The following is a 14,183-nucleotide window of genomic DNA, read 5'->3' on the forward strand; positions in this document are numbered from 1 at the left end:
ACAGATCTTTTTATTAAATTCTTTACGGCACTTTTTTAATAATTCCTTATCTTCAGTATTTTGAGCATAGGTATAAGTTGCTATAAATACCAGCAAAAAAACGATTTTCTTCATATGAGTTAAAAATTATTCTGAATACAATAAACTGCCTGATTATTTTTTATTGGATTCCCATTGACCATTTTTATATTCGTAGATTTTAGGGCTGGCAGAATTTACAATTTCAATTTTATAAGGGGTTATGAATTGTATATAGATAGGAATGTAGTTTTCAGGTTTTTTGGAGGTTTTGGATGGAATGATGATACTGTTATTATTTTTATTAGAATATTGAAGAAGGTATTGAAAGGTGTCCTTGCCCATTAATTTTTCTAATTCAGGATTAAAATATTTATCAAAGTACATTCTTCTTATAAGAATTTCCTTGTTGTATTTTTTTGAGGCATATTCAAAGATATCTTTATTCCAAAATTTTGAAATCAAATAATTCTTGATCTTTGTAGGGTTGGGATCATCACAGCCGCCATCAGGTACAAGAGAGAACTGGATATATCCGAAACTTATTCCAAAATTATTATTCAGCATATCTTTTTTACGAAGATTAAGAGCATCTTTCAGAATTCTTTTATTGAGAAGACTATATATTTTTCCAATATCTTGGTGTTCTGCCTGGAACTGCTCATATTTTATTTGTTGCTGTTTATAAAACTTTTCACAATCATCTTGTTTGGTAGAAGGAGGGCAGCCATTGTTTTCCGGTACTCCGAATATTGTGGGACATGCATCATCCTTATCTAAAGTACCATCTTTATCTGTATCTGGCCATGGACAGCCATGGTTTTCTACAGGTCCTATTTCATTAGGGCATTTATCAAGATAAAATAAAAGGCTGTCATTATCTTCATCCGAAAGACATATCTTTTTATTGAACTCCTTGCGGCACTTTTTGAAAGCTAACTTATCTTCTATATTCTGAGCCTGAACATAAGTTCCGGCAAATACCAGAAAAAAAATAATTTTACTCATGTTTGTTTAAATGGCTATCAAGATTAACGAATTTATTTTTTACCTGCAACCTTTCATCACTATAGGAGGGCATCCGTTATTGTCCTGAACACCTCTTACTGTTGGGCAGGCATCGTCTTTATCCAAAACACCATCCCCATCAGTGTCCAGCCAAGGGCATCCCTGATTTTCCTGAGGGCCAGCTATGTAAGGGCATTTGTCATCTTTGTCAATCACTTCATCTTTATCGGAGTCAGGCCATGGGCAGCCGTTATTTTCTACCGGGCCCTCTTCTTTAGGGCATCTGTCGAGATAAAATAAAATGCTGTCTTTATCTTCATCCGAAAGACAAATCTTTTTGTTGAATTCTTTGCGGCATTTTTTGAATGCTTCAGGGTTTTCAATACTTTGGGCATGAAAGCTTGTAACAGCAAATAAAAATAGAAGTAAAATTTTTCTCATATTCATAAAAAATCCTCAACCAAATTAATGAAAATAACTTAATTGAGGATTTTTATTATTTATGATGTAGAAAATCAGATCTCAACACCCAGATGAGCCAGTTCCTGCTTTAGATCTGTATCCGGCTGAATATGAATGGTGTTGAATCCCAGGGATTGTGCCATTTCAATATTCTTCTGGTTATCATCTATGAAAACAGATTCTTCTGCATGAATGTTATATCTTTCCAATAAAACATGCCAGATTTTAGGGTCAGGTTTAATCAGTTTTTCCGTTCCTGAAACCACAATTTTTCCATCAAAAAGCTGGAATAAATCATAATTTTCCAATGCATAAGGGAATGTTTCAGCAGACCAGTTCGTTAACCCGAATAACTGATAATCTGTATTTTTCAATCGTCTTAAAATATCAACATTCTGGGGAATATCACTTTTCAGCATCACAGTCCAGTTATCATAATAAGCCCTGATCTCCTTTTCCCATTCCGGAAATTTTTTCACCTGAATTTCAGTTCCTTCCGAAAGACTTCTTCCTCGGTCCTGTTCAATATTCCATTCATCCTGAGCAATATTTTCCAGAAAATATTCCATTTTTTCATCGTCCTTGAAATAATCTTTAAAGAAATATCTTGGATTCCAATCCATCAAAACTCCTCCGAAATCGAATATTATATTTTTAATTTTCATATTGATCGTTGTTGTTTATTTTTTGCTCCAACTTTATTCAGGTTTATAAAACATATACTGCTCATTTTCATAATAAGCATGAATGTGCTGTAAACCATTTGTTAAAACAATTTCTTTAGCTCCGATAATAGAATTGTATCGAGCCGTTTGTTCAAATGTTTTTTCCGTTAATTTGATTTGTGGGGCCTTACATTCAATCAGAATTACAGGTTCTGTTTTTTCGGTTACTAAAAGGTCAATTCTTTTGGTTAAACCATTGAGGATAATTTTTTTTTCGGTGATTAAAGCCGATGTAGAGTAGGATTTTACGGTAAGATAGTAATGTATCCAGTGTTGCCTTACCCATTCCTCAGGAGTGAGCAGAAGATAAGTTTTACGAACCAAATCATAAATAAAAAACTTATCTTTGTCTTTCTTGAATTTAAAATCAAAAGTTTCCTGAAAATTCAGTTTTGGAAGTTCCATTAATAAGATGAAAGAATTAGATTTAATCCTCAAAAATATTAAAAATAAAGAAGTTTTACCTATTTATTTTTTCCACGGAGAAGAAGCCTACTTTATTGATGTTGCCGTAAAAGCCCTTGAACATAATTTTTTGGAAGAGGACGAAAAAGCCTTTAACCAAACCGTTACATACGGAAAAGATACTTCTTATCAGGAAGTTCTTTCCCTGGCAAGACAGTTTCCCATGATGGGAGATAAACAGGTAATTATTGTAAAAGAAGCTCAGGATCTGAAGTTCAATGAGGAAGAAAACAGAATTCTTGATGCTTATGTTGAAAATCCTGTTCCTTCTACAGTGTTGGTTTTTGCCCATAAACATAAGAAGCTGGACAGCAGAAAAAAAGCGGCTAAAGCTTTAGACAAGGCCAATGCGCTTTTCCTTAGCGAATCTGTAAAGGAAAGCAACCTTCCGAAATGGATTTCTGATGAATGTATAAAGCTGAAAATTAAAACAGCTCCCAATATTTCCCATCTTTTAGCGGAATATTTGGGAAATGATCTTTCAAGAATTGCCAATGAACTGAATAAACTGAAAATCATCCTTAAAGAAGGAGAGGTATTGGACGGAACCATTGTTGAAAACCATATCGGAATCAGCAAAGAGTACAATATTTTCGAACTTCAGAAGGCACTGGGAACAAAAAATGCCAATACAGCCTTTAAAATTGCCCATTTCATGGGTAAGAATCCCAAGAATAACCCTTTTGTAATGATGTTGGCAAGTCTTTACAACTATTTCTCCAATGTGATTATTTATCAGACAATGGCAGGGCAGCCACCACAAACCATAGCATCTCAAATGGGCGTGAATCCTTATTTTGTGAAAGACTATGCAGAAAGTGCAAGACTGTATCCTTTAAAGCATGCTACAAGAGTCATTTCTATTCTGAGAGAATTTGATATGAAAGGGAAAGGTCTTGGAGCCGTGAATATGGGAGAAGCAGAGCTTATTAAGGAACTGGTGTACAAGATTATTAATGTGGATAAGATTAAAATGAAGGTTTGATTTTATGTTTGAGATTGGGAGCGTTTTAGAGTGGAAGGGTAAAGTAAGTGCTGGATTTAAGACAAATAGATTAAATATAAATTACCAGTTCTACACCTGAATACGCATCCTGAATCTCGTACTCCGTACCTTCATTGACAATCGGCATATCTCTTATTGACAACTATCATTAAAATAACTTTAAAAAGCCGGCAAAAATTACGAAATTAGCAGTCTTAATTTAATTACATCTTTTTTCGAACAAGTAAATTATGGAGCAAAACATTTTAGATTGTGTGATCGTTGGATCTGGGCCTTCTGGTTTCACAGCTGCTATCTATGCAGCAAGAGCAGACTTAAAACCTGAATTGTATACAGGTTTGGAGCCGGGCGGACAATTAACTACAACTACTGAGGTTGATAACTTTCCAGGATATCCAGCAGGGATTACAGGCCCTGAAATGATGATGGATCTGCAAAAGCAGGCAGAAAGATTTGAAACCAAAGTACACTACGAAATGATCACTAAAGCTGAATTCTCAAAAGAAGTTGGCGGTGTTCACAAATTATACGCTGGAAATAAAGAGATTTTTGCTAAAACTGTAATTATTTCTACAGGAGCAACAGCAAAATATTTAGGTCTTGAAGACGAGAAGAAATATGCAGGAGGCGGAGTTTCTGCTTGTGCTACTTGCGACGGATTTTTCTACAGAGGAAAAGATGTAGTGGTAGTAGGAGCTGGAGATACAGCAGCTGAAGAAGCTACTTATCTTGCCAAACTTTGCAGAAAAGTAACATTATTAGTTAGAAAAGACGTTTTCAGAGCTTCAAAAGCAATGATACACAGAGTAGAAAGCACTCCCAATATTGAAGTGAAATTTCACCATGAGCTTATCGGAATTGAAGGTGAAAACAGCTTAGTAGAAAGAGCGGTAATTATCAATAACCAGACTCAGGAAAAATCTACTGTAGATGTTGAAGGGATCTTTATCGCTATTGGTCACAAACCGAATACAGATATCTTCGTAGGTCAGGTAGATCTTGATGAAAACGGATATATTGTAACTGAAAAAGGTTCTTCAAGAACAAATCTTCCGGGAGTTTTTGCGGCAGGAGATGTTCAGGATCATATCTACAGACAGGCTATTACAGCTGCAGGAAGCGGATGTATGGCTGCAATGGATGCAGAAAAATACTTGGCTGAATTACACTAATTATTCAGCTTTCAATCATACAAAGCGTACCCAATGGGTGCGCTTTTTTTGTTATTAACAACGAAGTGTTTTTGTTGGAAAATGCGAAGGCGCAGGAGAATTAAAAATTCTCAGCAAAGGAGTGTTTTTCTTTTTACTACGGATGCTTTAGCAGCATACAATTTCATCGGAGATAAAATCCTTGCGCCTTAAAACATACGCTTTTACCTTATTTTGCGCCTTTGCGTTTTCCAACGTTGTAAACTTATTAATCCTTCAAATAAAGTAGAGTAATATAATGAAAACATTAATATATTTGTGAAGTTTCAAAATGATTGAATATAAAACTTAGTAAAACAACAGGCATGAAAAAAGTAACCGCAATTGGAGGTATTTTCTTTAAATGTAAAGACCCGGAACAGGTAAACGACTGGTATAAAACCCATCTTGGCGTGGAAACCAGCCCATACGGAGCAAAATTCGACTGGAGAGAAGCAGAATCTGATAAAAAAGGATATACACTATGGAGTCCGTTTAAAGAGTCTACCCAATATTTTGAACCTTCAGAAAAGGATTTTATGATTAATTATCATGTGGCGGATATTGAAGCCTTGGTAGAGGAATTAAAGAAGGATGGTATTACAATTCTGGATGAAATTGCAACGTATGAATATGGAAAATTTGTTCATATTATGGATCCTGAAGGAAATAAAATTGAATTGTTTGAACCGGCAGGGGAGTAGAAGCCTGTTGCATAATAAAATAGAAAGAGGCTGTCTCAAAAGTGAGGCAGTCTTTTTTTGCAAGCATAAAAAAAGGAAAGCTTTTGCTTTCCTAATATTTGCAAATTGATTAATTTGCTGTGTGTTAAGTAATTCAAAGGTAGTCTTTAAAGATTACAATCCCAAGCAAAATTTTCTATTTCCTCCGAATTTATCGGAGTTAATAGAAGCTAATCATCCTGTACGAATTGTTTCAGAAGTTATAGACGGTCTGGATATCAGTAATTTAATCCGTAATTATAAACCAGGGGGCACATCGGTGTATCACCCGAAAATGCTTTTGAAAGTATTGGTGTATGGCTATTTGTGTAATATTTATTCTAGCAGAAAGCTGGAACAGGCTCTCAAAGAAAATGTTCATTTTATGTGGCTCAGTGCCATGAATCGTCCTGATCATAATACTTTGAACCGTTTTAGAAGTGAAAGATTAAAAGGAGAACTCAAAGAGATCTTCGCACAAATTGTAGTGTATTTAGAGAAAGAAGGGCTGGTAAGCCTTCAGACTATTTTTACCGATGGTACCAAAATAGAAGCCAATGCCAATCGTTATACATTTGTATGGGGAAAGGCGATCAAAAAGAATAAAGAACGTATAGAGTCCCAGCTTGAAGATTTGTGGAATTACACTCAGGAAATAGCTGGGGAAGAAATGAAAGATACTTCTGAGGTAACCTTTAAGTCTATGGATAAAGAAAAAATAAAATCTGCTATAGAAACGATAGACTCTACTTTGAGAAAGAAGAAAATCTGTCCTAAAGTCCGTCAGAAGATTAATTATGCAAAAAAAAACTGGCCGGATAACCTTGAAAAATATGAGAAACAGCAGGAAATTCTCCGGGGCAGGAACAGCTATTCAAAAACAGATTCTGATGCTTCTTTCATGCGTATGAAAGAGGATCATATGGGTAACGGACAGCTTAAAGCCGCTTACAATCTTCAGCTCAGTACCGAGAATCAGTTTATCCTTAACTATACGCTGCATCCTAATCCTGGGGACACTAAAACACTGCTCCCTCATATTGATAATTTTGAACATCTTTATCGTAAAACTCCCAAGGAGATAGTGACTGATGCAGGATATGGATCAGAAGAGAATTATATTTTTCTTCAAAAGAGAAAAGTCAAAGCCTATATCAAGTATAATTACTTTGATAAAGACCAGAAAACTAAAACCATAACTTCTTCACCTTCTAATCCAAAACTTTCAAAGCTCCGGCATAAGGCTCATAAGCTTCTTAATACCAAACGTGGAGTAAAGCTTAGAAAACAAAGATGCCACGATGTAGAACCTGTTTTTGCTCAGATCAAACATAACAAAGGATTTAAAAGATTTATGCTTAGAGGACAAAATAAAGTCGAAATAGAAATCGGCCTGGTTGCTATTGCTCACAATCTAAGAAAATTAGCGCTTGCAGGGTAAAATCTGCTCTTTTTTAAAAAAAATACATCCACAACTCATCAAAAAACTAAATCCTAAATAATTAAAATACAAAACTAAGTCCCTCACAAAAAATTGCAATAAAAAAGAGACTGTCTTTTGAGACAGCCTCTTTTTTTTGTTTTTCGGAATTTCAATCTATTGTGAAGTAATAAACCATTGCGTATATTTGATCATTAGGTGATATTTTACGAAAAATCATTGTAAAAGAAAATGGAGGAAATTTTTAAAACATTCAGACCTCAAAGTTCTATCGTTAGAAAATACGTTGACTATTATTATTTGGACATTAAAAATAATAATACAACCAATGAGTTTCAATGTTTTCCACACTTTAATAACTCGATTTCTCTTTATAAATCCCATATCAGATTAGAAACCAAAGAAGTGATTTATGATGAAAACTCGCCTCCATGTCAAATTTTTACGCCAATTCGGGAAAAAGTTCTGCATGTAAAACAATCCGGAAAAGTGTATAGAATTGTAGTTGTGTTTCATCCTTTGGGAATTCATCAGTTTTATGAAAACTTAGATTTCACAGATTATATTACTGGCTATGATTTTTTTACTCAGAATGAACTGAAGGAGATTTTCTCAACAACAGATACTGAAATTCATAAAAACCTATTGGATAAGTCTCTTGAAAAAAGATTCAAGAAATTTAAAAATGTAATTCTTGAGAAATCGATTGAGTATATTTTCAATCATTACGAAAACTTTTCAGTGGAGAAAATTTCGAGAGAAATTGGTGTTAGCCGGCAGCATATAAACCGACTTTTTCAGGCTCATTTGGGAGTTTCTGTTAAAAAATTCAACGAAATTGTCCTGTTCAGACAAACCATCAACAAGAAACTTTTTGAAAATCCTGACCGTAATTTTACAGAGCTTGCTCACGAGTTTAATTTTAATGACCAGTCTCATTTCAATAAGACTTATAAAAACTTCACGGAAAATTCTCCAAAATCGTTTTTTTCTAAAGGAACTATCTTGGGACAGGAAGACACTCTTTTCTGGCATTTACTGCCTTAAATTGTAATGTTCCATTTTTACAATTTTTTCTGATTTTCTCTTGTTAGCTTTGCCTCATAAATTGTATTGATGAAATATGATAACGATGCTACTGATTCTTTTTAGCTTTTAGTAGATCAACCGATAAGGATTATTATCCACTAAACGCAAATGATGATTTTTCAAGACTGATGAAGGAAATACAGACTGATTATCCGGTATTTCGTTTTAATGGATTGCCACATTGGTTTCCTCAGTTTGATGAAACTTTATTTCAACAAAAGAATAAACTATAACCATGAATACTTATTTGAGAATTTTTTAAATACTCAAGACCGGGAGCAGGTCTGGGTTAATTATATTGATGTAAAAATATAAAAACCTATTGATTTCCGGGAAAGTAAAAACCTGCTTCGAAAGAGGCAGGTTTTGTTTTTATGGGTATACTGAAAAAAATTAATCCAAAATATAAATTTTCTTTTCCTTAAGATTAAAGCCCAGTTTCTTACCCAGCCAGTTAATACTTGTTTTACCCTCGTAAATTAATCCTTCAACAAAAAAGACATTAGGATTCTCAACTTTTGCAAACGAATTGGAAACCGTATTTACACTTCCTTTGTAGAACTTATTGGTAATCGCCGGATTGAACTCACTTTTCTTTTCAATAAGCTGAAGCCCTTCTTTCTTAATATTTAAAGTGTTCATAAGACGCTCACTCAGCCAGAAAGAATCGTTTCCGGCACCGGAATCCAGAAGAACATTGATCTTGATATTGTTTACATTAATATAAGTGGTAATATCCAGAGACTGGTCTGCATTGGTAGACAATTGAATATCTACTACTTTCTTTCCATTTAATTTTTCTTTTGGAAATACAATTTCTTTAGTGGTATAATCTATAATAAACTCTGTATCATAAAGCATGGGCAGGGAGATAAGTCCATCAATTCCCTTAATCTCCATGTTGTGGGTTGCGTACCAGGTGTCTTTAAATTTTTTACCGTTAAAAACAATCTCTTTTGATTTGAACATGGGTACAGTCATCTGCTCTCCTGTAGCACGGAAGGCGGTAAGGAAATTATAAGAATCCTTTTGGCTAAGGTCTTTGGAGAAGTTACCCAGGAAAAGATTGACACCACCACCTGTGTCAAGAATAAAATTTCCTTTTTTACCCTCCACTTCGGCCTGTACAATAAGATGGCCGGATGGTAATATATTGATGGGCGATTTTTGTGCGAATGCAGTTGCTGAATATATAAATACAGATGCGGTAAGGATTGATTTTTTTAATGATTGATTGAACATTGATAGTGTAGTTATTGTTTTTAATACCATTCATCATTAATTGATGAATGCTGCAAATATAGGGTAAAGTTATTAAATCTATTCTTTTACTATGATTGAATCTTGCCATAAGGCAAGCATTCCAAAGGTTCATTATAATAACTCTACAAAACCAACTGATACAAAAACTATTATGTATGAGTATCCCATTTGAAGCAGGAATTAATATCGCCATTAAAATTCCGAAAAGTAAATATGAGAAGACGGTAGCCTTTCACAGAGATATTTTAAAATTAGCGGTGGAAGAAAAGAAAATTGATAACGCTACGGTCTCCAGAACCCATGAAGTGAAGTTTGGGAACAATATCATTTGGTTAGACTGTGTGGATAATTACACGCATTCAGAAACCTGGTTACAGCTCACCGTTCCTAATGTTGAAGAGGCAACACAATATCTGCAATTGAATGGAGTAGAGGCCTGTGATGAAATTGAGGAACTTCCGGAAAATATGCATTGGATTACAGATTCGGCAGGTACAGTGTTTAATGTACAGCAAACTCCATCCTGAGATAAAAACAAAATGTCTTACAAATACAAGAAAAACCTACGGTAATGTGTAGGTTTTGTTTTTATAAAGGAAGAAAATTTTTATGTTTTAATACTTTTCCAAATCAGAAAAACTTAGATCCTGAATATTGGGTAAGGCTTTTATTTTTAACCTTTTGAGTTTTTTTAATTGTTTGGCGTATAGGTGATTCGATTGTATTATTTATCGCTCACCTAAAGGGATATCTATTAATCCCTCCTGTTTCATTGTAAACTCAGCCTCGTTAATCGGTTTATATACCACTTCAGCACTCACGGGATATTTTGCAAGAAGACTTTTAGGTCTGATGGGACGTTTTTCCAATCCACCACCACAGTTTGGACACACATTTTTAAAAATATAGTCGACACAATCTTTACAAAAGGTACATTCAAATGTACATATCATGGCTTCAGGGGAATCATAAGGTAAGGGTTTCTTGCAATTTTCGCAGCTGGTTCTGACCTCTAGCATGTATTGAGTAGTTATGATTATTTGAAATACAAAGTTAGCTTAAATTTGATATATGCAATAATAAGCCTCTGATTATTTACTGAACTTTACATGATGAAAATATTATTTGTTGAAAAAAATCACAATGTTGCTCTGGGAAGAAATATTATTATTAACAGTACTAAATGGAACCATCAGAAAGAGGAAATTAATGTTGACGTTTTGAAAAACGAGGCTAATACAGTTCTATTTACCTCTCCATTGGAAGGAGTAAAATATAAGATTAAAAATGTAAAAGTACCTGAGTTCGGGTTAAGCGAAGTTTAAGAATAGTGGTTCGTCGTTTACTTTTTTAATTTAATTACGTTTTTTTTGAAAGAAACAATATGAAGTAAAGCTACCCAAAATGTTCATCATAAAATTGTTCACACTTCTATGTCTAGAATTTTCCACGGGGCAATGATTTTTTCTTAATTTCTTAAGTCCTCTTCCCCCTAATTATCAAATGCTAAGCCCAAACCCTGAGCTTACTCAGGTGAGGAGTACGGTATATCAGTGGTTCTCATTGCTTTTGTTCTTAAGTTCTTCATTAAAATCCTTGAACATATTTTCTTGGCCTACGATGATATCGGTGATCTGGAAGTAAGGCACACCATATACCTTGGAGTCACGGAGCATTTCCATCATTAGTTTGTAGTCGTGGAGTTCGTCGGTAGTGACGAGCAGAAAGTCAGAAACTTTTGAATGGAAATATTCGCTATCGAACATCCTCACATTTACGGTCTTTGCTACCTTTTCAAATATCGGCATGAGTTGATCTTCAAGGAAATCACTACGTTGTTCTCTTGTCAGGGAGAGCCATTGTGGCGTTGCATTCATAAGAAGCAGGATGGTGTACGGTTTTTTCTTTTCCATAATGTCTTGTTTTTTTGGGTATTGCTATACAAGGAAAGCGCCATCAGGCCCATAAGGCGGGTTGTTTTATTTTAACGGTATTTGTTTTATCATACTGTAAAATTGGTCTCTGAAACTTTTAAATCCATTTACATAGGTAAAGAAAATTACTTTTGGGCTATCTTTCTCCTGATTCGGCTGAGTTGCGTTGGGGTAATCCCTAGATAGGATGCAATATGATACTGTGGAATGAACTGCTCAAGGGATGGAAAGTCCTTCTGGAAAATTTTATAACGCTTTTCGGCATCCATCAGTACAATCTCAATTTCACGTTGTTCCTTTTGAATAAAGAACTGCTCGGCGAGGAGTCGCGAAATCCTTTCGATATCTGGACACGATGGATATAGCTTTTGGATATCCGCATAATTGGCAACAAGGAGCTCACAATCCGTGAGTGCCTGCTGATTGATGGCATTTGTTTTTTTTGAGATAAGTGAAGCATAGCCGCCGATGAAACAGTGCGGAAGGAAAAAATGCTTGTTATATTCAGTCCCGTTGTCGCTCCGGTAAAATGCACGTAATATTCCCGAATTTAGGAATCCAATTTCTTTTGCTATTTGGTTCTCACGAATATAATACTGACCCTTTTTCAGTGTCTTGGCAGTAAACAGATTCGAAAATTTTTCCCAGCTAACGATAGAAAGAGGTGAGAGTCGGTCAAGAAAAGTTTTAAGTTCATTCATTGAGACTTAATTTCATATAAAGGTAAGAATTACAGGTTGTCTTTTAGCAACAGTCGCAGAAAAATTGATTTACTACATGCGCTGAAAACAAAACTGAAGCATTGCAGAATGGACTATCCATAGAAAAATAGATGATAAGGAAGTTTAATATAATGGTATTGAGTAACACAATAAAATAAAAAGTTGGTAGTTTTACCAATTCTACAAATTGTTCATAAATAAGCGTTTTAGATGATTGAACGCCTGAAATGTTTATCGAAAAACAGGGGAAATTCTATCATAGTCGCGAATAGGATATCAATAAATACTAATTATTCCTTTACATATGTAAATGCAAGTGTTTTTTTATTATTGTTTTTTTGTCAGATAATTTTAATATTAAAAATGTCAAAAGATGAAACGATTCATTAGTGAAAGAATAACAGTTATAGTAAGTGCTCTGGGAATTCTTTTAAATCTATTTCTAATTCCTATTCAATCCCGAATCTGGAATGGCCGTCAGGATTGTGTAATATCAAATTTCCTGACAAACTTTCTGGCAAAAGATGCATTGCTCGATGAGCCGGTAAAGTCAACTTTAAACATGCCACAAGAATATTTTAAATATGGGCATTATTTTGTTTTAGTCTATTTTTCTTTACTCATCGCAATTTGGACTAGTCGTTTTATTCGTCAGCGATGGCTGAAAAATAGTGCAATACTAATTACATCAATTGCTTTAAGTGCAAATATCTTAATTTATTGGGCCAGTGAATATTTAACTATTTATGCCCGTGAAGTATTCTTTAATTATATCGAAGTTCCAGCAATTGCAATCTTACTTATATTATTTACTGTAATTGCTTATAAATCAAAAGAACAAGATCATTCAAAATGGAAAAAGTATGTTTACTTATTGCCTGTTTTGTTAGCGCTTCTATGGACGATGGTGTTTCAATATATTCCGCATGCTCCTGTATTGGCACTTCTTATTTGTATTTTGATATTAAATTTGAATAACCAGCAAATACCAAAAATTGATGCAAAATATAATGGGTATACTATTATTGTACGAATCACTGCTATTATATTGATTGTTATTTCTTTTGGAATTTCGATTGCAGTCAAATATCAGCCAACTCTTATTGTTGGTGAAAATCAGGAGATGAAAATGGAAGCATTTTCTAAGGATTCAGGTATTGAATTGTATGTATTTAATACTGGGTTTAACCGAATGACAAAAGCATTAAGTCCTACTTATAAAAAATGGAGACCATGCCCAATTTATTTAATCAAACATCCAAAGTTTGGGTATGTTTTATTTGATTCGGGAATATCAGAGAAAGTAGCACTTGAAGGTCAAAATGGGTTAGGATTTCCTATGTCTTTTTTATTTGAAAGTAAATCTAAATTCGAAATGCTGGCTTTTAATCAGATTAAAAAACTTGGCATAAAGCCTGAAGATATTAAATATTTGGCAATTTCACATCTTCATGATGATCATATAGGAACTGTCAACGCATTTAAAAACGCAACACTCATCTTAAATGGCAAATCAGAGCCAAAAGAAGGAAGTCTTCCAGGGTTTACACCAGCTTCTTCATTTAAAGAAAGTAATTCTTCGTTAGGGAAAGCATACGATTTGTTTGGCGACAAAACGATACAATTAATAGAAAAATCGGGACATACAGATAGTGATTTAATGCTTTTAGTAACCTTAGATCGGGGGCCTGTTTTACTAAGCGGAGATGCTGTTGTACACAACGACTGGCTTAAATCTAATGATGTTGAAAGACTGCCAACTCAACCTGAGAACGCTGCAAAAAACAGAAATAATATTCGAAATTTAGGAACAAAAATGCCCGAATTGATAGTATTTCCAGGTCATGATATGCCAATTATTTGGAAAAACAGAACGGACGTTCATATTATTAATCCAGATTTTTTTAAAGCCAGTAATTTAAATATTACACAACAAAATTAAAAGCTTCGTAATCATTCCTAAATGCTCTAGTAGTAAAAGTATGACTAATAGATTTTTATGGGTGTAAAAAAGGAGATGGCTATGTGATCCCGTTGGGAGTGTCTCAATCCTCTAATCTCATTATAACTAGCTCTAAACTAAATAATTCCGATCGAATTTATTCGAAGAGAATACCTCGAGGCTTGCCTCGGGGTAG

Annotated in this window: 15 protein-coding genes and 1 pseudogene; 8 read left to right on the top strand and 8 right to left on the bottom strand. The window is 34.3% G+C overall.

The window, feature by feature from the left end; translation table 11 throughout:
* Window positions 1-153: 153 nt before the first annotated feature.
* The 4 genes and pseudogenes from CHSO_RS09895 to CHSO_RS09910 form a co-directional block, all read right to left on the bottom strand.
* Entirely contained in the window at window positions 154-1,026 is an 873-nt protein-coding gene (locus CHSO_RS09895) for a hypothetical protein (protein WP_045495462.1), read from the bottom strand.
* A gap of 66 nt (window positions 1,027-1,092) precedes the next feature.
* Window positions 1,093-1,347 (bottom strand): annotated as a pseudogene (locus CHSO_RS26225) (thrombospondin type 3 repeat-containing protein); the annotation flags it as partial.
* A gap of 194 nt (window positions 1,348-1,541) precedes the next feature.
* On the bottom strand, window positions 1,542-2,153 hold the full coding sequence (locus CHSO_RS09905; RefSeq protein ID WP_045495466.1) for an HAD family hydrolase: 612 nt from the start codon (window positions 2,151-2,153) through the stop codon (window positions 1,542-1,544).
* Window positions 2,154-2,186: 33 nt separating this feature from the next.
* Window positions 2,187-2,618 carry a type I restriction enzyme HsdR N-terminal domain-containing protein gene (locus tag CHSO_RS09910; RefSeq protein WP_045495468.1) on the bottom strand — a complete coding sequence of 144 codons (432 nt, stop codon included), beginning with the start codon at window positions 2,616-2,618 and terminating at the stop codon, window positions 2,187-2,189.
* Window positions 2,619-2,625: 7 nt separating this feature from the next.
* Between CHSO_RS09910 and holA the strand changes: the two genes are divergently transcribed.
* The 5 genes from holA (at window position 2,626) to CHSO_RS09935 (ending at window position 8,084) form a co-directional block, all read left to right on the top strand.
* A complete protein-coding gene (holA, locus tag CHSO_RS09915; protein ID WP_045495470.1) occupies window positions 2,626-3,663 on the top strand; it encodes a DNA polymerase III subunit delta in 1,038 nt (345 codons plus the stop codon).
* Between the two features lie 251 nt (window positions 3,664-3,914).
* Window positions 3,915-4,856 carry a thioredoxin-disulfide reductase gene (gene trxB / locus CHSO_RS09920; RefSeq protein WP_045495472.1) on the top strand — a complete coding sequence of 314 codons (942 nt, stop codon included), beginning with the start codon at window positions 3,915-3,917 and terminating at the stop codon, window positions 4,854-4,856.
* A gap of 344 nt (window positions 4,857-5,200) precedes the next feature.
* Complete coding sequence (locus CHSO_RS09925) at window positions 5,201-5,578, top strand: VOC family protein (protein ID WP_045495474.1); 378 nt, start codon at window positions 5,201-5,203, stop codon at window positions 5,576-5,578.
* 121 nt (window positions 5,579-5,699) lie between these two features.
* Entirely contained in the window at window positions 5,700-7,037 is a 1,338-nt protein-coding gene (locus tag CHSO_RS09930; RefSeq protein WP_045494754.1) for an IS1182 family transposase, read from the top strand.
* A 231-nt stretch (window positions 7,038-7,268) separates the two neighbouring features.
* Complete coding sequence (locus CHSO_RS09935) at window positions 7,269-8,084, top strand: helix-turn-helix domain-containing protein (protein WP_045495476.1); 816 nt, start codon at window positions 7,269-7,271, stop codon at window positions 8,082-8,084.
* 435 nt (window positions 8,085-8,519) lie between these two features.
* Here CHSO_RS09935 and CHSO_RS09940 read toward each other — a convergent pair whose 3' ends face one another.
* Window positions 8,520-9,368: a hypothetical protein gene (locus tag CHSO_RS09940; RefSeq protein ID WP_171817631.1), complete on the bottom strand. Its 849-nt coding sequence runs from the start codon at window positions 9,366-9,368 to the stop codon at window positions 8,520-8,522.
* A 176-nt stretch (window positions 9,369-9,544) separates the two neighbouring features.
* Between CHSO_RS09940 and CHSO_RS09945 the strand changes: the two genes are divergently transcribed.
* Complete coding sequence (locus CHSO_RS09945) at window positions 9,545-9,916, top strand: glyoxalase/bleomycin resistance/dioxygenase family protein (protein WP_045495480.1); 372 nt, start codon at window positions 9,545-9,547, stop codon at window positions 9,914-9,916.
* Between the two features lie 201 nt (window positions 9,917-10,117).
* Here CHSO_RS09945 and CHSO_RS09950 read toward each other — a convergent pair whose 3' ends face one another.
* Window positions 10,118-10,408, bottom strand: a complete 291-nt coding sequence (locus tag CHSO_RS09950; RefSeq protein WP_045495482.1) for a DUF1272 domain-containing protein — start codon at window positions 10,406-10,408, stop codon at window positions 10,118-10,120.
* A gap of 90 nt (window positions 10,409-10,498) precedes the next feature.
* Here CHSO_RS09950 and CHSO_RS09955 point away from each other — a divergent pair, with 90 nt between their 5' ends.
* Complete coding sequence (locus tag CHSO_RS09955; protein WP_144428890.1) at window positions 10,499-10,714, top strand: hypothetical protein; 216 nt, start codon at window positions 10,499-10,501, stop codon at window positions 10,712-10,714.
* Window positions 10,715-10,939: 225 nt separating this feature from the next.
* Here the strand turns inward: CHSO_RS09955 and CHSO_RS09960 are convergent, their stop codons facing one another.
* Complete coding sequence (locus tag CHSO_RS09960) at window positions 10,940-11,302, bottom strand: darcynin family protein (protein WP_045495486.1); 363 nt, start codon at window positions 11,300-11,302, stop codon at window positions 10,940-10,942.
* A gap of 146 nt (window positions 11,303-11,448) precedes the next feature.
* Window positions 11,449-12,024, bottom strand: coding sequence for a Crp/Fnr family transcriptional regulator (locus CHSO_RS09965; RefSeq protein WP_045495488.1), 576 nt, complete (start codon window positions 12,022-12,024; stop codon window positions 11,449-11,451).
* A gap of 394 nt (window positions 12,025-12,418) precedes the next feature.
* Here CHSO_RS09965 and CHSO_RS24975 point away from each other — a divergent pair, with 394 nt between their 5' ends.
* A complete protein-coding gene (locus tag CHSO_RS24975) occupies window positions 12,419-13,987 on the top strand; it encodes an MBL fold metallo-hydrolase (protein ID WP_052480548.1) in 1,569 nt (522 codons plus the stop codon).
* The last annotated feature ends 196 nt before the right edge of the window (window positions 13,988-14,183 follow it).

The sequence above is a fragment of the Chryseobacterium sp. StRB126 genome (genome assembly GCF_000829375.1).
Taxonomy (GTDB): Bacteria; Bacteroidota; Bacteroidia; order Flavobacteriales; family Weeksellaceae; genus Chryseobacterium.